The 17,878-nt window shown below is 59.3% G+C and carries 14 protein-coding genes; 7 read left to right on the top strand and 7 right to left on the bottom strand.

From position 1 onward, the window contains the following. The first annotated feature begins 1 nt into the window (after position 1). Genes ACWHXT_RS16130 through ACWHXT_RS16140 form a run of 3 tightly spaced genes read left to right on the top strand, consistent with a single transcriptional unit; the run spans position 2 to position 4,910 of the window. Positions 2 to 910 (top strand): PilW family protein, encoded by a 909-nt coding sequence (locus ACWHXT_RS16130; protein WP_447956571.1) that lies wholly within the window; start codon positions 2 to 4, stop codon positions 908 to 910. After that, positions 907 to 1,419, top strand: a complete 513-nt coding sequence (locus ACWHXT_RS16135; protein ID WP_447956572.1) for a pilus assembly PilX family protein — start codon at positions 907 to 909, stop codon at positions 1,417 to 1,419. Before ACWHXT_RS16130 ends, ACWHXT_RS16135 begins: the two co-directional genes overlap by 4 nt. Further along, on the top strand, positions 1,416 to 4,910 hold the full coding sequence (locus tag ACWHXT_RS16140; RefSeq protein ID WP_447956573.1) for a pilus assembly protein: 3,495 nt from the start codon (positions 1,416 to 1,418) through the stop codon (positions 4,908 to 4,910). Before ACWHXT_RS16135 ends, ACWHXT_RS16140 begins: the two co-directional genes overlap by 4 nt. Before the next feature lie 2 nt (positions 4,911 to 4,912). Here the strand turns inward: ACWHXT_RS16140 and ACWHXT_RS16145 are convergent, their stop codons facing one another. Continuing rightward, complete coding sequence (locus ACWHXT_RS16145) at positions 4,913 to 5,185, bottom strand: DUF2798 domain-containing protein (RefSeq protein WP_447530147.1); 273 nt, start codon at positions 5,183 to 5,185, stop codon at positions 4,913 to 4,915. Between the two features lie 101 nt (positions 5,186 to 5,286). Beyond that, on the bottom strand, positions 5,287 to 5,916 hold the full coding sequence (locus ACWHXT_RS16150; protein WP_447956574.1) for a hypothetical protein: 630 nt from the start codon (positions 5,914 to 5,916) through the stop codon (positions 5,287 to 5,289). Between the two features lie 187 nt (positions 5,917 to 6,103). Between ACWHXT_RS16150 and ACWHXT_RS16155 the strand changes: the two genes are divergently transcribed. After that, positions 6,104 to 7,423 carry an NRAMP family divalent metal transporter gene (locus ACWHXT_RS16155; RefSeq protein ID WP_447956575.1) on the top strand — a complete coding sequence of 440 codons (1,320 nt, stop codon included), beginning with the start codon at positions 6,104 to 6,106 and terminating at the stop codon, positions 7,421 to 7,423. 18 nt (positions 7,424 to 7,441) lie between these two features. On the opposite strand, the gene hpxO is transcribed toward ACWHXT_RS16155, so the two are convergent. Both hpxO and ACWHXT_RS16165 read right to left on the bottom strand, forming a co-directional pair. After that, positions 7,442 to 8,644, bottom strand: a complete 1,203-nt coding sequence (hpxO, locus tag ACWHXT_RS16160) for an FAD-dependent urate hydroxylase HpxO (RefSeq protein WP_447956576.1) — start codon at positions 8,642 to 8,644, stop codon at positions 7,442 to 7,444. A gap of 174 nt (positions 8,645 to 8,818) precedes the next feature. Continuing rightward, the gene (locus ACWHXT_RS16165; RefSeq protein ID WP_447956577.1) at positions 8,819 to 9,742 is read right to left on the bottom strand and encodes a LysR family transcriptional regulator; all 924 of its coding nucleotides are present in this window, start codon (positions 9,740 to 9,742) and stop codon (positions 8,819 to 8,821) included. 148 nt (positions 9,743 to 9,890) lie between these two features. Here ACWHXT_RS16165 and speB point away from each other — a divergent pair, with 148 nt between their 5' ends. After that, on the top strand, positions 9,891 to 10,793 hold the full coding sequence (gene speB, locus ACWHXT_RS16170) for an agmatinase (RefSeq protein ID WP_447958058.1): 903 nt from the start codon (positions 9,891 to 9,893) through the stop codon (positions 10,791 to 10,793). Positions 10,794 to 10,919: 126 nt separating this feature from the next. On the opposite strand, the gene ACWHXT_RS16175 is transcribed toward speB, so the two are convergent. Further along, positions 10,920 to 11,936 (bottom strand): hypothetical protein, encoded by a 1,017-nt coding sequence (locus tag ACWHXT_RS16175; protein ID WP_447956578.1) that lies wholly within the window; start codon positions 11,934 to 11,936, stop codon positions 10,920 to 10,922. 390 nt (positions 11,937 to 12,326) lie between these two features. Here ACWHXT_RS16175 and ACWHXT_RS16180 point away from each other — a divergent pair, with 390 nt between their 5' ends. Together ACWHXT_RS16180 and ACWHXT_RS16185 are read left to right on the top strand one after the other, a co-directional pair. Beyond that, positions 12,327 to 13,808: a carbohydrate porin gene (locus ACWHXT_RS16180; protein WP_447956579.1), complete on the top strand. Its 1,482-nt coding sequence runs from the start codon at positions 12,327 to 12,329 to the stop codon at positions 13,806 to 13,808. Positions 13,809 to 14,003: 195 nt separating this feature from the next. Next, a complete protein-coding gene (locus ACWHXT_RS16185; RefSeq protein WP_447530154.1) occupies positions 14,004 to 15,044 on the top strand; it encodes a LacI family DNA-binding transcriptional regulator in 1,041 nt (346 codons plus the stop codon). A gap of 35 nt (positions 15,045 to 15,079) precedes the next feature. On the opposite strand, the gene ACWHXT_RS16190 is transcribed toward ACWHXT_RS16185, so the two are convergent. Then, positions 15,080 to 15,835, bottom strand: coding sequence for a TSUP family transporter (locus ACWHXT_RS16190; RefSeq protein WP_447956580.1), 756 nt, complete (start codon positions 15,833 to 15,835; stop codon positions 15,080 to 15,082). Then, positions 15,835 to 17,874, bottom strand: coding sequence for an alpha-glucosidase (locus ACWHXT_RS16195; protein WP_447956581.1), 2,040 nt, complete (start codon positions 17,872 to 17,874; stop codon positions 15,835 to 15,837). The genes ACWHXT_RS16190 and ACWHXT_RS16195 overlap by 1 nt, the downstream gene beginning before the upstream one ends. Positions 17,875 to 17,878 lie beyond the last annotated feature (4 nt).

The following is a 17,878-nucleotide window of genomic DNA, read 5'->3' on the forward strand; positions in this document are numbered from 1 at the left end:
GATGCGCGATCGCCGCCTTTTTCTCTCGACCAGCGCTTCGCCGCCCCAGGCAGGCTTTACCCTGGTCGAGCTTTTGGTGGCGATGGTGATCGGCGTCATGGTGGTGCTGGGCGCCACGCAGCTCTTTGTCGCCTCCCAGCGCAGCTACCAAATCACCACGGCGCTGGCCAATATGCAGGATACCGGGCGGTTCGCGCTGGAAACGCTCTCCCGGGAGCTTCGTCAGGTCGATTTCAAGGGGGGCTGTGCGGGGAACCAAACCCCGGTACATACGTCGGTGACGCCTGCCCCGGCGATACAGGGATACAGCCGACCTCCCGGCTCCCTCGAGAATGCCTTACCCAATACCCACAGTATTGCTTTTCGTGGCGGGCTATCGCCGGATTTCCCCCAACCGACCCCGGTACGAGTCGACAGGTTCACACCACCAAAGCAGCTAGTCTTATTACAGGGCCCATTCAAATGTGCCCTTTTTCAGGGTGAACTCCCACCAAACCTTAGCGCTAGCGACTACCCGGAAAGCAGAACCTTTGCATGGGTACTGGATAGTGCCACTTACTATCTGGGCACCGATGACGACAACGCGAACGCCCCTTCGCTTAGACGCGTTGATACCAGCGGCGATAGAGGGAACGAAGTACTCGCGAGCCACATCCCGGCCTTTCGCGCCCTCTTTTTGATCGGTGACGAGTATTTGCCCCCCGAGGCGTTAAGCGCTGATCAGTGGAAAGAAGTTCGCGCCGTACGTATCAGCCTGATCGTACAAAGCGAGCGTACCGGCCTGCGCCAGGCGCCCACCACGATTGCCACTGGCAACTTTCGCTCGAACCCGTTTAACGCCGATGACGGGCGCCTTTATCAGGCGTTCACCACGACCATCGCGCTAAGGAACCCGGGGAGTCGACCATGAACCGCGAGTACGGTCATCCAACGGCTCAGCGCGGTATGGCGCTGGTACTCAGCCTGATTTTTCTGGCCATCGTGACGCTGGTGAGCCTTTCGTCGATGCAAGGCTCGATAACCCAGGGACGCATGGCGCTTAACCAGCAGGATTACAATGCAGCGCTACAAGCTGCCGAAGCCGCTCTCTATGAGGCTGAGCAACAATTAAAAGAAAACCCTTCAATACAAGACTTTCGTAATCGTGATTGCCGTGGGCAGTTAGAACCCACCAGGGAAGTATTAAAAAATTTAAAAAACTGGTCTTTTCATGGGAAAGAAGGGGCAGGACAAATCCTCGATTCTTATTACTGTATCGAGCTGGTCGCCGAGCTTGGCTCGCACCACACCGGCGCAGGCCTGGAAATGATTGAATTTCTTTTTAATATCAGTTCCGTAGGGTTTGGTAAGTCGCAGGATACGGCCGTTATGCTTGAAGTATTTTTTGCACATGAACAGGGGGCGGCAGTAAAACCATGAACAAACCGAGCTACGCGCGGCTGACCGCCACCCTGCTGATGACCCTGGCGGCAAGCTTTGGGGTAAGCCCTGTCATGGCGCTGGGGACCAGCCCACCGCCCACTACCGAGCCGCCTCCCACCACCTCTCCCCCCACGACAGGCACTCCCTCTCAGCCGCCCACCACCACGGAACCGCCCGTCAGTGGCGGCGGCGGCGTCATCAATGAAGAGTATGCAATACCGGCCGATAGAACGGGCCTGGCCAACGCGCCGCTCAATGCGGTAAGCCACGTCGATCCTAATATCCTGTTGATTTTGGATAACTCGGAAAGCGGCCAGGAGGGCCTGGATGGCCGGGTAGCAATCGGCACGGCGCCAAGCGACCGGGAAAACCTCGCTGCCTGCCAGTTGAACAGCTTCAGAGCCTCGGACTGCCCGGCGGGAGCGCGTTCACCGCTGAGCAAATCGAGCATCATGAAGCGCGTAGGGCGCGAGTTGATCGACCGTTACCGGGGCGAGATCAACCTGGGGCTGATGGCGTATCAGCAAAACCCGGCCTCTCGAACTCGAGACGATGCCTTTAACGGCCGTACCGTGGTGTGGCGGCTAACCGAACGCGCACTCGACGCTCGTTATTCGACAACGGCCAACCCCAGCTGGTACGCACCCAACTTTACCGGCGCCTGGAATGCTTCCACCAAGCGCTTTCGCTCAAAGCTGCCAAACAGTAATTTCTATACCTTTTTTAACGTAGGCGTGCCGGGCTACACCTTCGACGAGTCCTATACCACGGGTGTGCCCACCCACGATGTTACCGAGTACTGGCGCAACATCCAAAATCCCACGGCCACCGCCGATCAACGTGTCGAACGCTATAGAGGGCTTGCGGGCAATAATACCGGCTGGTCGGTTATCGAACCCAATCGGGTGTGGTACGACGACCCCGTCATCGCGGGCTATACAGGTTTTCTGGGCCGTACACCCATCATAGGCACGTACAACCTTCCACTGGTAGACAGCCTGCGCCAGCGCGGCATTCCCAATTGGGGGGCGCATACTGCCTCTATCGCACTGAACCAATTAGAGTGGCGTACCGCCTCCTCCCCAGGGCTTGGCTATCTTCATGTACCTATCGGCGGATCGCTTCCCGATGGCTCGATCGACAACGCTCACTGGACATCGATTCTCACCAAACTGCAGCCGCAGCGCCACGACTGGAACGGCAGTGGCAACCCGATGGTCGATCCCGCCTGGCCGTTGCTCGCGACCGGGCTTACCCCCATCGAAGGCACCATGTACACCGCGCGAGACTACTTTCTGAACAATACTAGCGCGGGCAGTTCCTTTACCAGCAACCAGGGGGCTCGCGCCGGAATGCGCATCCCGAACATCAACAACCCCAGCGCCCAGCAGTGTCTGGTCAATGCCAATATCTGGCTCACCGATGGCTTGCCCTCGGTCGACCGTTTCGGGCGCTCGCTGGGCAACAACGTGGGCCAGGCACTGGGAGAAGCCCAAAACGCCATTAGACGCCTTTATGACGATACCGCCCGAGCACTGCCAAAACCGGTCAGAACCTACGTCGTGGGATTCAACCTGCCGCCGGACATCAACAACCTGCCCGGCGTGCCCCAGGACCCGCTGGGCGAACTGGCCCGGGCGGGCGGCACCGAACGCGCCTACTTCGCCAACGACGAAGCCTCCCTTAACCAGGTAATGCAGCAGGTGCTCGGCAACATCATCACCGCCTCGCAATCCAATACGTCCTCGGCGGTGAGTAACGACTCCTTTGATTTGGAGAGCAATAACCTGCTTTACAGCGCGGGTTTTCGAAGTGACGACTGGTCGGGCCGGTTGACCGCCGCCGCGATCGGACCCAACGGTGCACTGACGCCCCGCTGGAACGGTGAAACTCAGCTGGCCGGTCAGGCCGGGAGCCGCCGTCTTTTGACCTCCTATCGCCCACAACCAGACGCACGGCGTACCGGGGCGGTGCTGGGCACGACCACCAGCGGGTTCACCCAGGCAGAGATCGACTGGTTTCAGGGACTCAACCGCCCGCCGCTACGCGCGCGCCAGTCGCTTCTGGGCGACATCATCAATGCCAATCCGGTCGTGCTCCCCAAAAGCGACACGCGCGTACCACTCCTATTGGTGGCCGCCAACGATGGCATGCTGCATGGCTTCAACGCGGATACCGGGCGCGAGCTCTTTGCCTATCTGCCCTCGGAGCTCACCCAGGGGAGCTCACCCCCGCTTCGTGAACTGACCCGGGCAACCTACAGCCACCGCTACTTCATGGACGGCACCCCGGCGGCGCGCGAAATAACGGTCAATGGCACCCCCCGCGCCGTGGTCGTGGGTACCATGGGGTCGGGCGGGCGCACGGTGTTTGCGCTGGATGTGACCCAGCCGACCCAAATGGGCGCGCAAAGTGTGCTGTGGGAGTTTCGTCATCCGGAGCTGGGAAGCGGTGTGAGCGAACCCACGATTACCCAGCTAAGCGATGGTACCTGGGCGGCCATCTTTGGTAACGGTTACAACAGCACCGGCTACCAGGCCTCGCTCTTCGTGGTCAATCTGGCGACCGGTCAACTGATCGCCCACCTGAAAACCGGCGAAGGTACGCTCGAGGCCCCGAACGGGCTGGCCACGCCGACCATTACGGCGTGGCCAGAATTTAACAGCGGTGCTCACTTCGCCTACGCCGGTGACCTGGCAGGCAACATGTGGCGCTTTTCACTAAGAGGCCGCGGTACGATCACGAAACTCTACTCAGGCTCCCGCGCCCAGCCGATCACCTCGGCCCCTGCGGTTACCTTGAGTAGCAACGCGCAGGACGGGCTCATGGTGCTCTTCGGCACCGGTAGCTACTTTAGAAATCAGGATATAAGCGACCGGGGCGTTCAGCAGTTGATCGGTATTCGCGATCAGGTCGATCGCACGAGCCCGGTGACGGCCGGCCAGCTTCTGACCCAACGCATTACCGCCACCGCCGCCCAAAACGGGGTAATCGCACGCGCTACCACCAACCTTGCGCTGACCGGCAACCAGCCGGGGTGGCGAATGGAGCTGCCCATAGGCGAGCGCGTCACCGCCTCGCCGTCCCTCTCGAGCGGCCTTCCCAGGCGGGTGCGGTTTTCGACCCTGCTGCCGGATAATACGGACCCTTGTGGCGGCCGACGTGTGGGTTATTTTCTATCGCTTTTGGCCGATACCGGCGGCAGCGGCGGGTCCACCATTTTCGACCTCAACCGCGATGGGCAGGTCGATAGCAACGCCACGATCAACGGCAATGCCATCGTAGGCCTACAGGTAGGCAGCGGCGAGCGCCTAGTGGGGGTCAAAAATTCAGAGACCAGGCGCGAAACGCTTTTTATCGGCAACCCAGGGGATTCAGCCGCTTCGCCGGATGGCAGCGGGTTGATCACGGTCGATTTCAACGAAGTGCCGCTCGGGCGCCGCTCCTGGCGCCAGCTGACCGGCGAGGAAGTCGAAGCGCTACGTTAAGATCACCAGGACCGTACGGTCCACTGAACCAGCCGGGCGACGAGCGGGCGCACCACTAAAATGCACAAGAAGGCGGCCGGCATCGCCACCCGGTACGCCTGCCATACCTGGCCCATGAACCCCGGTTCCCAACCGCTGTTAACGGCGGTAATCACCAGCGTCATCAAAAAAGCCATGATGGACGACATGTAAAAAGCGAACACCAGCGGAGTAAACTTCGGGTGCAGCTTGCGCGCCGCCAGCAGGCGTTGCTCGGGGAAAATTTTTCGAACCATCACCACGGCCTTTATCGATTTAGCAAGCCGGCTACTTTACGCGTTTAGCGCCGGTGGGTGAAAGGCCCCGGTGCCGGGAGTAGCGCTTAACCGGCATCGCTTCACGCATAGGCGGTGGAGGAGGCCTTCTTCTGCTCCAGGCGCCCTAGCTGGTAAAGGTCGTTCAGGTAGAAATCCAGCTGCCCGATCAGGTAATTCAGCGGTATGAGCAGAAAAATCAGCACCATCAGAATGACCGGCTCGTTCAGCCAACCAAGCGAGGGAGTGATGACGGGATAAAGCAGCGTGTAGATACTCATGCCGCCCAAAAACTGGGCAATGAGGCTATTGAGTATGACCAGGCCGATAAAAAGCGGCCGCCAATCGCGCCGGGGCAACGCCATGCGGCCCACAAGCGGAAGACGCGCGGTCAAACGGGGGCCAAAACGCAGCTGTGAGCGACGACGCAGTAGCGCCATGGCGGCTTCATCGTCTTCGCGCTCGAACGCCTCCCGGGCCAACGTCTTATCGAACTCCGCTCCCAACGCCGTTTCTACCGCCTGGCCGAACTCCTGGCCACCGCTTTCCCGGTCGCGCTCGGCCGCCGCCTTGAGTGATTCAAGGCGCGCCCGGTCCTTCATCGAAAGCTTCTTGTGATTATCGAAATTGATGGCGTAGTTGACCGCATAGAGCTGATAAAGCGTGGCGGTGACGCCGATAAAGATCAAAGCGTAAACAATCGCACTAAGCATGGGCGGGCCTACTCATAAGATGGGGGGTTTAGAGTCAATCAAGCGTTACTTATATTTAACAATATCTGCGTCTATATTCGAATGTGGCATGAAAGCGCAGTCAAGCTAAGCTACCATAGCGCCACGCGCAGCACGGGCAAAACAATAACACCGCCTGACTGGTTATCTGGCTCATAAGGAGCATTTCATGCCCTCTCAACACTCCACTTCCTTGAGTGACGATGCACCGCATCGACCGTCCCATGCCAAAAAATACCTGGCGGCGCTGGGTCCCGGCTTTCTGTTTGCGGGCGCGGCGATTGGCACCTCCCACGTGGTGCAATCTACAAGAGCCGGTGCCGAGTACGGTATTGGGCTTTTGGGCTTCATTCTACTTGCGGTGCTCTTGAAGTATCCTTCGTTCTTCTTTGGCCCGTTTTATGTCAGCGTCACCGGGCAATCCCTGGTCGAAGGATACCGCCAAACCTTTGGTCGCTCTGTGGTCGGCATTTTCGCGCTGGTGCAGATTCCAGTCACCGCCATCATCATCGCCGCCATTGCGATCACTACCGCAGGTCTTGCGGGCAGCATCGTGCCCCTGACGCTGAGCCCGCCTACCGTCGCGGTGGTTTTGATTGCGCTTTGCGGCGTGCTCACCTTTGCCGGAGGTTACAAGCTACTGGACTGGGTCAACAAGGTATTCGTGGTGATTTTGAGCGTGACTACGGTGCTGGCCGCTGCCGCCGCCCTGCCGCTGGTGGAATGGACGTTCTACCCGGCCACCGCGGCATCGCCGCTTTGGAGCGTGGCCACTTTCGTCACCCTGGTCGCCGTGCTGGGCCTGATGCCCTCCGACATCACACTGGCCATCATGAACTCGCTCTGGTCCGAGGCGCGCAACAAAAAACAGGGCACGCGCAGCGAGACCGCCGCCGAAAAAATCGACTTCAACATTGGCTACATCGGCGCGGGCGTGCTGGCCGCGTGTTTCGTGATCATGGGCGCGGGGGTCATGCACAGCCAAGCCATCAACCCGGCGGACGGCGCGGTCGGCTTTGCCACCCAAGTGATTAGCCTTTACACCAGCACCCTGGGCGAGTGGAGCGGCGTGGTCGTGGGCATTTCCGCCTTTACCGTCATGCTCACCACGCTTTTGACCGTGCTCGACGGTTTTCCGCGCATGATCAGTGCCTCCTGGTACACCTTTACCCGGCCTGCCGGGGCCATCGAAGAGACGCGCACCATCGAAGGCAGCCCGGCGTTTCTGGTATCGCTGGCCGGGCTTTCGCTGCTGGCGGCGGTGATTCTCTACACGTTGATGGGCAACTTCCGGCTGTTCATGGACTTTGTCATGGTCGTGGCCTTTTTGCTGAGCCCGATACTTGCCGCGCTGAACCACTTCACCGCCAACGGCGCGACCGTCCCCCCAGCGCTTCGCCCCTCGAAGCTGATCAACGCCTGGAGCTGGCTGGCGATTGCCACGCTGACGCTGTTATCCCTGGGCTATATCGTCGTGCAGTTTTTGTAAGCCTCCACCACCGGCGGCCTAGCTCAACGGGCCGCCTACCACCGTCTTTTGGATACCCTCACGCACGCCCTGGCCATCCTCGTGTTTTAACGCCTCGTACCAGGCCTGGGTTTCGGCGGGGTTTTCGCCGTGAATCATGTCGGCGCGTTTGCGCGCCCGCGCAACGATCTCGCCCACGCGCTCTACCCGGGCATGATCGTACTGCGCCAGCGCTTGCGCTAACGCCTGTGCCCTCTCACCATTTTCCGCTAGCGCTTTATTGACCGCCTCGGCCAGCACCCAAGCGTCTTCCATCGCCTGACAGCCGCCCTGGCCCAGATCCGGCGCCATGCCGTGGGCGGCGTCGCCCAGGAGCGCCACACGGGTATCGATGAGCGTGCTTAACGGCTCGATATCGTGGATCTCCACCCGCGCCATACGCGCCGGGTCGAACTGATCGATCAGCCTCTGAACCGCCGGGCTCCAGCCGGCAAAGTGCGCTTTCAGCTCATCGCGGTAGTGTTCGGAATCGGCGGGCGTACCCGCTTTTAGCGGCACATCGAAGAAGCAATAGAACTCCTGCTGGCCTTCGTCATTTCCTCCGGTGCCCATGGGCATGAGCGAGACGCGCTTGCCCTCGCCGACGTACTGATCCCAGCTTTCCAGCGGGGCCAGGTCGGGGTGGGCGGCCACGCGCACGTTCCAGTTCACGTAGCCCACGTACTGGCGCTCGACACGCTGACCGACGATCTTGTTGCGAAGGCGTGAGTGCGTGCCGTCGGCCACCACCAACAGGTCGGCCTCGACGCGCTCGCCGTCTTCCAGCACGGCGGTCACGCCGTCATCATCGGCTTCGTAATCCACGCAGCTACGCCCCAGCGCGATATGTTCCGCCCCGACCGCATCGAACAGCATTTGCTGAAGCGCGGCGCGGGAAATCGGGCAGGCGCGCTGATGGACCGCGTCATAAAGCGGCGTCAGCGAGAAGTCGCTGAGCAGGTGGCCCTCATGGCTCAAGTAGCGCATGCGCGTCATGTCACCGCTGATCTGCTCTACCGTGGTGCCCAGGCCCAACTGGTGCATCACTTTGACGCCGTTGGGCCAAAGCGAAATGGCCGCCCCGACCGGGCGCATGACCTCGACCCGTTCGAACACCTGCACACGGTGCCCCTGGCGCTTGAACGCAAGCGCTGCGCTCAACCCGCCCATGCCTGCGCCAATCACGACAATACTCAACGCCATAACGCCTCCCGATCTTGTAAAACAGTTGTTATAAAAAGTAGCTATAAGAAGTGGTTATAAAAAGTGGCTATCAAAGGTCTTCCACGAGCCTACCGCATCTATCGTCCAAAGCGTATATCCCCTCGCGGACGCCCGACATAACACTGCTTTGAACGAGCAATATCGGGGCCAGCCTTACGTCTCGGTGGATGCGACAAACCCGCGCAGCTCATCGAAGAGCCAGACGGTGGCGGGCTCGTGGGCGTAAAGCTCGTGCTGAATCAGCGTGAGTGTGAGCGCGCCAAGCTCACCCGGGGCGTCGACCAGGCGTACCGGCAACAGCGCGGTGAACCGCTCGGCCATACGCCGAGGAAGCGTCATCACCGCCCCGGTTAGCGCCACCACCCGCGCGGCGGCGATATAGTTAAGATTTCGGGAGACCACCCGCCGCGTCAAACCGTGCGCGCTCAGGCAACCGTCGATAGAGCTCGGCCCCAGCCCGCTGATGTCGGCAAGCTCCACGTGGGGTAGCTTGGCGAACTCGGCCAAGCTGAGCGACGCCCCTACCTGGGCGTTGTTCGTCGCGGCCAGGCATACCCACTGCTCCGCAAGCCACGGCGTTGCCACTACACCAAAGGGCAGCTCGACTTGGCTATCCAGCCCGACCACCATATCCACCTCGTGGCTTTTCAATCCCTCGCCCAGCACCTGGGGCGTTATGAGCTCGATGGCAAAGCTTATATGGGGGGCGCCGCTGAGCAGCCCGCTTAAAAATGGCGGGTACATGAGCTCTTCGAAATAATCCGTCGTGGCCAGCGTAAAGTGGCGTGTGCTGGTCGCCGGGTCGAAAGCGGCCGGCGGCGCGAGGCCCTCCTGCAGCAAGGCGAGCGCTTGGCGCACCACCGGCAGCAACGCCTCGGCCCGAGGCGTGGGCAGCATCCCCTGGTCCGTACGCACGAAAAGCGGGTCGTTCAGTCCTTCTCGCAGGCGCCGGAGCGCGTGGCTGATCGCGGGCTGGCTCAGGTGGAGCTTAAGCGCGGCCCGGGTCACGTGGCGCTCCTGCATCAAGGTGACGAACACCCGAAGCAGGTTGAGATCGAAGGTGCGAGGCAAGCGCATGAATCACCATCATCAATGAAGTGAATGGATTAATTCTAAACATTCATTTTATTCATTACCTAAAACCTTTTATGGTCCGGCCTTTCCCTCCTCCTCCTTTTGGAGACATCTGCCGGTGACTCAGCTCTCCCCTCTTGCCTCACCCACCATGCCAAGCCTTTACGGCGACGTGATTTCCACCTTTATGAACGTGCCCAAGGCCCTCGACCCTAAAACGAGCGATGCCGAGGTGGTGGTGAGCGGCGTGCCCTTCGATTTGGCCTGTTCCGGCCGAGCGGGTACGCGCATGGGGCCTAACGCCATTCGCCAGGCCACGGCCAACCTGATTTGGGAAGGCAAGCGCTGGCCCTGGGATTTCGCGCTCGAGGAGCGCCTAAAGGTGTGCGATGCGGGGAACCTGGACTACGCCTACGGCGAGCCCGAAAGCCTGGTGGACAACCTGGAAAGCCACGCCGGGCGCTGGCTAGGGGCGGGCAAAAAGATGTTGACCCTCGGCGGCGACCACTACATTACCCTGCCGCTTCTACGCGCCCACGCCCGCGAACACGGCCCCATGGCGCTGATCCATTTTGATGCCCACACCGACACCTACGAGCAGGGCACGCGCTTTGATCATGGCACCATTTTTCACCACGCCTTGAAAGAAGGGCTGGTCGTGCCCGAACACTCGCTACAGATCGGCATTCGCACCAGTTTCGATCGCCAGAACCACCCATACGAAGTATTGGACGCCGACTGGGTGAACGACCATGGGCCGAAAGCGGTACTCGAAAAAATCCGCGCCCGCGTGGGCCACCACCCGGCCTACATAAGCCTGGATATCGACGGCCTGGACCCGGCCTTTGCCCCGGGCACCGGCACCCCGGTCTGCGGCGGCATGTCGACCGATTTACTGCTGAAGGTCATTCGGGGCCTGGTCGGTATGGAGCTGGTCGGCATGGACGTGGTGGAGGTCAACCCCGCCTACGATCACGGCGAGATCACCTCCCTGGCCGCCGCCACCCTGGGGCTTGAGTTTTTGTATGTGTTGGGGGCGGCCAAACGCCTTTGATGGCGTTTTCATACCTTGGCGCTTTATTAATCGTGACATTCTAAAGCGCCAAGCGTAGTTCGCTTAGAAACGAGCTGACATCCTCATATTCTCAGCCCCCTGCCAAGCAACGGAGGCAAACGCGTCCTACGAGTTGACGTGGCTGCTAGCGGGCGTATCACTGCCCTTTGAAGCGTCCGTGGCTTTTTCTTTCAGCCGGCGAAACTTGCCGGACATACCCTCGATTTTGGCCTCCCATTCCGGGTCCGGCGTTTGCCCCTCGATCACCTTGAAATAGACCTGCATCATGCAGGTAACGGCCAGCGGCTCGAGCACGGCGACTTTCACGCTCCAGGCAAACAATAGTGCAATCAAGATGCCCGTGGCTGACCACCCGCCTGGAATGAGATACGCCACCAAAGCAGCCGGCGCCAACATGACGAGAAACACCACGAAGGACAGCAGATACATAATGACCGTCAGCCAAGCGGCATTCTGCATCATCGGTTTAAGATTCTGCCCATAAAGAATCAGGCCGTCCCGGGAGCCCGCCCACGCATTCGTTGAGCGTGTGCGCAGGCAGTACGCCAAAATCACTTCATCGATAAACCCAACCGCGATACGCAAAAACGCCTGCAGAATATTCAAAAACTGCTGAGCCCCTGGAATGGGAAGAAGGCCGAAGACGGTTTTCACCAGGCCGATAAACGACTTGAGCACACCTTTAATCAGTTGATCGACCAAAAATAACACGTTGGCTTGACCGAACCGCTCCTTGACGACTTGACTGGCGTGTTCGATTTGCCCCCGCCCCTGGGGTAGCGTTTGTTCTTCCAGTAGCTCGACCAGGACGGCGATATGCCCTGCCTTGACCATGTACAGGAGATACTCTCGCAAGAAGTACATGACGCCACCCACGATACCAAACCCGATAGCACCTCCCCAGAACGTGGTTGACTCCTGAAAGCCCGCGTCACCCAAACCGCCAACGCCCCACCCAATACCGGCGCCGATACCAGTCATCAACAGGTAAGCCAACGCCACCCCGAAATACACGGCTAACCGGAAGATAATAAAAGGTAACGTCTTGAGCATGAGACCAATCGCCTGGCCAAGCCGGAAATCCCACATAGATACTCCCTTTCTTAAAAGTTGAAAATACACACACATCCAAGCCGAATGACATCGCTCACACGCCGCGATAATTCAGACAAAGCTAAAGCACCAGGGACGATAGCAAATTTTTGTTAGACCCGGGAGTTCGAGAAATGAAGTTTAAAGAAAGAAACTTACCGGCGATGCCAAGAGCGATGCCCAAAGGCGTACGAAAGCGCTTATGAATGGTTACTTTTGAGTAGTGAATATGAAGCAGGACGGCCCCTCTTCCAGAAAAAGGTTTTCAACAGGGTCGATACTATCGTCTAGTACAAAATAAATTTCGTAGCGCTACGATGACGTACTGCGTCAGCGCAGTATTTTTTTAATCTTTATATCTTAGCGCTACGAAATGACTCTGGATAACAACAACAGCTTGTTAAGCAAAGGATCCTTAAAATGAAGCTTTTGGCACTCGCTCCCTTAACGGCCGCCATTGCGCTTGCCGGCGCCAGTACATTCGCTCATGCAAACGACGCTGATATAGAAGCACGCTTGGCCGATCTCGAGGCACGTCTGGAAGCGGCGGAAGCCCGCAACAATCAGCCCCAGGAAATCGATGATGCTCAGTCTCTGGAACCCAATACCACATCGGTTTCTCAGCGTCTTGATGTGCTGGAAAGGCGCGCCTCCAACGATGAGGGTCTTTCCCTCAATGGCTATGCCCGCTCGGGGCTACTCATTGGCGAGGATGGCAAAAGCATTTCCGGCGGCCCCTATGTGACACCTGCGGGGCCCCTGGGCGGCGCGGTTGGCCGCTTGGGAAACGAGCCGGATACCTACGTCAACCTGATGTTCAATTTACGCAAGCAGCTCGATAGCGGCGCCAGGTCGCTTTTCCGCGTAGCGATTGCCGACTCGGTGACCACCAGCAATGACTGGACGGCCAACGAGTCGGAACTCAACGTGCGCCAGGTGTACGTCGAGCTGGACCAGCTTCCAAGCTTTACCGGGGCATTCGAAGATGCCGCTATCTGGGCGGGTAAGCGTATCGATCGCGACACCTTCGATATCCACTGGCTGGACAGCGACGTGGTGTTTTTGGCCGGCACCGGCGCCGGGATATACGATGTAAAGCCCACCGATAACTGGCGTACCAATGTCTCGCTCTATGGCCGAAGCTTCAGCGACTTCCCAGTGGGTGACCCGCGCGACCCGGGTAGAGGCAGCACGGACAGCCTTATTTTGACGTCCAATAACTACGTGGGTAACTGGCAGATGATGGTCAACGCAATGTCTGCTGCTGATAACGACGACCGCCTGACGGAAAGCCGCGATACCGCCGCCGATAACGGCGCCCACGGTATGGTGGCTTACCATGGAGATACCTTCTTTGGGCTTTCCGAAGGTAACTTCAAGGCGGCGCTACTTTACGGCCAGGGGCTCGGCGCCGAGGTCAAACGCCTGGGGTCCAACGGGGATTTGATCGACGATGCTAAAACGGCCCGCCTGGCGGTCTACGGCACCACGTACCTTTCACCTAACTGGCGTATTGCGCCGGCGCTGCTGGCCGAAACGAGCGAGGATCGGTTTTCGCAAGGCGATAGCTATCGCTGGGTTACGGCGAACGCACGCCTTGCCAACGAGCTGACGCAAAATTTCGAAATGCAGTACGAGGCGAGCTATCAATACATGGATCTAAGCCCCGAAGGGTATCAAAACCGCAATGCGGTCAGCGGGAATTTTGCCAAGTTCACCATCGCCCCCACGTTCAAGCTGGATGTAGGCGGCTTTTGGCAAAGGCCCGAGCTTCGTGCGTTTGCATCCTACACCGATTGGGACAGCGACCTTAACGGCTATGACACTGAAGACCCCTTTGGTAATGATAACTTTACGGGCGGCCAATGGAGCTTTGGTGTACAGGCTGAAACCTTCTTTTAAGGTGCCGGCAACACCGCTCACATCGTGTTGACTGTCTTGATGTTCGTCTTTGCCCATGGAGCGCGCTCCATGGGTTTTTAGTGTCTGCTCGTCGCTCCTAGCGCTACGAAAATCACGCTTATGATATAATTAAACATGCTTTAAAGCGTGTAGGGTACCAAGCCCTCGACATCGTGTTTGCTAGAGAGCCAGGGTATGAATAATAAATCTCGCCAGCGTCGTTCGACCCAGCGCGTCACAATGAACGACGTCGCCAAGTTTGCTGATGTGTCGGCCAGCACAGTATCGCTTTATCTGCGTAAACCCGATGAGGTTTCCGGACAGTTGGGCAAGCGCATACAAGCGGCGATCGATACGCTGGGCTACGTGCCCAATTTGATGGCAGGCGCCCTTGCCGCCGCGCGAACACGGGTCATTGGCGTAGTGGTTCCCTCCATGGTGAATGCCATCTTTGCCTCGACGGTCAATACCATGCAGAAAGCCCTGGGGGCACAAGGGTATCAACTGCTGCTGGGCCATAGCGACTACGCGGAGGCCGAAGAAGAGGCGGTGGTCAGAACGTTTCTGTCCTGGTCGCCCAGCGCCATGGTACTGACGGGCTTGAACCACAGCCGGGAAACCCGGCGGATGCTGAGCAATTCGGACGTTCCCGTCATCGAGATGTGGGAACTGGGCTCGAACCCGTTGGATACCCTGGTCGGCTTTTCGCATCACGATGTCGGCCGTGCTCAGGCACGTCACCTGATCGAATCCGGGTGTCAAAAGATCGCGTTTATCGGCACCCGCTTGAGCGTCGACGAACGCGCGAAGCAGCGCTGCGCCGGTAGCGAAGCGGCCCTGGTGGACCTCCTGGGAAGGTCTCACACACGCGTTATCGACTGCGGGCCGGGGCGCATGGCGGAAGCCGCCAACCAGGCGTTCATCGACCTGCTCGCGAGCCACCCCGATACGGATGGCATCATTTTCGGTAACGATATGCTGGCCCTGGGTGCGATAGGTGAAGCCCAGCGGCGGGGAATCCGGATTCCTGACGATATTGCCATGATCGGCTTCGGTGACATGGACTTCAGTAACTGCACGCTCCCGCCTTTATCGACTATCCGCCCGCCGCGAGAGGAGATCGGCAACGTGGTGGCCCAGTGCGTTCTTCAACGCCTCCAGGGCCATTTGCAGGAGCGTAGCCTGGATCTTGGGTTCGAATTACTCCCCAGGGCCAGCAGCCTTCGTCAGCGCTAGTTCTATCGGGTCGAATAACGAGGCAGGGCCATGCTTCAAGCCGCAAGCAGCGAAGAGGCACATAAGCTCACACCCGAGGCGAACAGCAGTAAAAAGGCCACCCGGCGTAAGCTGCGCTCACCAAGCGGTGGCGGGTAACGCCGCCCAAGCCAGGTAAATAGCATCACCACCGGTATAGCCGTCGCCGCCAATACCAGGATATTCAGGGTTAGCTGGCCGCTCACCCCGACGATGATCAGGCGCTGTAGCGAGTTGATCGCAAAGATCAGCAGCAAACAGTCGCGGATCACTGCCAGCGTCAGCGGCTGGCGGTAGAAGTGAAACACCAGCGGCGGACCCGAGGTGGAGAACATGCCGCCCATAAAGCCCGACAAGCCTCCAAAGAACAGAAACGATAGCCGCCCGGACCGGGCATTTTGGGGCAACGGATTAAGCACCAGCATCAGGCTACTCAAAATGATCGCCAGCCCCAAAATCAGCTGCAGCCAGTGTACGTAGCTCCCGCTTAAAAACGCCAGCGCCCAGACACCAAACACGAGCGTAACGAAACCGCTCAGCGAGCATAAAACGACGATCTGCCAGTCCACATTGCTCATGTTGCGATAAAGCGCCAGCGCACAGTTGAACAGACTCAAAATACTGATCAGTATGGCCACCATCGACACCGGCGCGAGCCCGGAAAGTACCACGCCCGCCATCAGTATCAGCCCGAACGCGAACCCGGTGATCGTTTGGGCATAGGTGGCCAACGCCACCCAGCCCAGTAGCAGCAAGGTGGCCGAGACGCTCATCACTTTTGGCCAGCCACGTCTTCAAATAGCGATGTCCAGGCACTATCGCCGCGGTAGAACACCGGGGGCTGCCCATAGGGCGCGTCTACCGTGACGCGCTGGCCGCCGGCATGGCGCTGCCCACTCCAAAGGTGTACCCACTCGACGCCCTGGGGTAGGTAGGCGGACCAGTCGCTTCTCCCCGCCTCGTGAACCGGCGCGACGAGCACATCCGGCCCATACAGATACTGATCCTGAATGGCGTAGCACGCCTCGTCCGCTTCGAAGTGCAAAAACAGCGGGCGCTGTACCGGCACGCTCTTCTCGCTGCCCTCGACGACCAGTGACTTGAGATACGGCGATAAGCGCGCGTAAATGCGGCTCATGCGGGCCAGGTGTGCGGCCACTTCCTGGTCGTCGAACCACTGAAGGTTCTCGGTCGGTCGGTTGGATTCGTGGGTACGCATGACCGGGGTAAAGGCGGCCATATCGGTCCAGCGCATGAACAGCTCGCCGTCGCGGGTGTTACCAAACAGGCTGGTATAGCCGCCAATATCGCTATGGTGGAAGGCGTTGCCCATCAAGCCCGAGGAAAGGGCGGCGCAGATGACTGTCGCCAGTCCATCATGACGTGTGAAATCCACCGACTGATCGCCGGCCCAGAGCAGCGGGCAATGTGCCTGCACACCGCTGTAGCCCGCCCGCATGAAGAAGGTGGTCTCATCCGTCAGACCGGCTTCGGCAATGGCTTCTGCGTTCACCTGCGCCCAGCGCACCGGCCAGCGGTTATGCTCCTGCTTGGCACACACGCCATTACTCAAGGTGACATCGATAGGCAGGTACTCACCAAAGTCCGCCATCCAGCCGCGCACGCCCAGATCCAGCATCTGCTGCTTGATGATGACGTCTTTAAACCACGTACATGCCGACGGATTGGTAAAGTCCACGACGCCGCAATCGAACTCACCAAAATCGACCACCGCCGTCTGGCCCTGCCCATCCGTCGCCAGGTAGCCCTGGGCCTGCGCTTCGGGGAAGAAGTGCCCATCCACGCATAGATAAGGGTTCACATAGCCAAGAAACTGCACGTCCTGTTGGCGCAACTCTTCGATCATCGTGTCGAGGCTTGGGTAGCGCTCGGCCTGCCAGCGCCAATCCCAGAAAAGCCTCGTGCCGAAACTCGTTTCGCGCACGCCCGCCCAGTCTTCGCACCACAAGGCGGATACCGACATATTCGTGGCGAGCGCTTCGGCCAGTTTGGCTTCGGCGTGTTCCTGGCCGCGCTTGAGCCCCAAAATGACCCCGTTATACACCCATTCGGGCAGTTGGGGCTGGCGACCAAAATGCGCGCCGATACGCTCGACCAGCTCGAGAAAGGTCGGGGCGCTGCGCAGCAAAATGGTCGATGGAACGCCCCATACCTGTAGCTCGTGGAACGCATCATTTCTGAAATCGAAATCCGCGTAATCGGTCGTTTCCAAGTCACAGAAGTAATGCCGCGAGGAAACGAAGGTCGGCTGGGGATAGTTGGTGTGGTAATAGTCACCGCCCGCCCGATTGACCACATCCGACTGCCACGTCACGTAGGTCGACTTGTCCCGACCCACCCCGGGCTCGGACGTCCAGAGCGGAAAATGACGCCCTCTCAAATCGAAGTAGGACATCTGCTCGCCGCAGCCCCATACCCGCTCTTCATCTTGCGCCGCCAGGCGCAGCCAGAAGCGGTTAACACCGTCTGACGCGGCAAGCGACTCCAGACGAACCCCGTCTTCCAGTTCGACCAAACGCAGCGTCAGCTGTACCTCGTCCTCGCGATAACGACGCAGCGCCAGCTGGACCCCGCCCGCCTCTTCAACGGCCGTTAAATGCGTCAGCGCTTCGCGGCTTTCCAGATAATCCTCGATCTCGAAATTACCCCGGTACATCTCCATGCGCTCTTTGCCGCGGCCAATAAAGAAAGCCGGCGCTTCGGGTCGGTGAACAAGAAGGGCTTCGCCGCCCAGCGTCACACTTAGCTGGCCGTGTGTGGTCGTTATTTGCATAGGAGTTTCTCGTTGCACGGGC

The sequence above is a fragment of the Vreelandella halophytica genome, assembly GCF_968193635.1.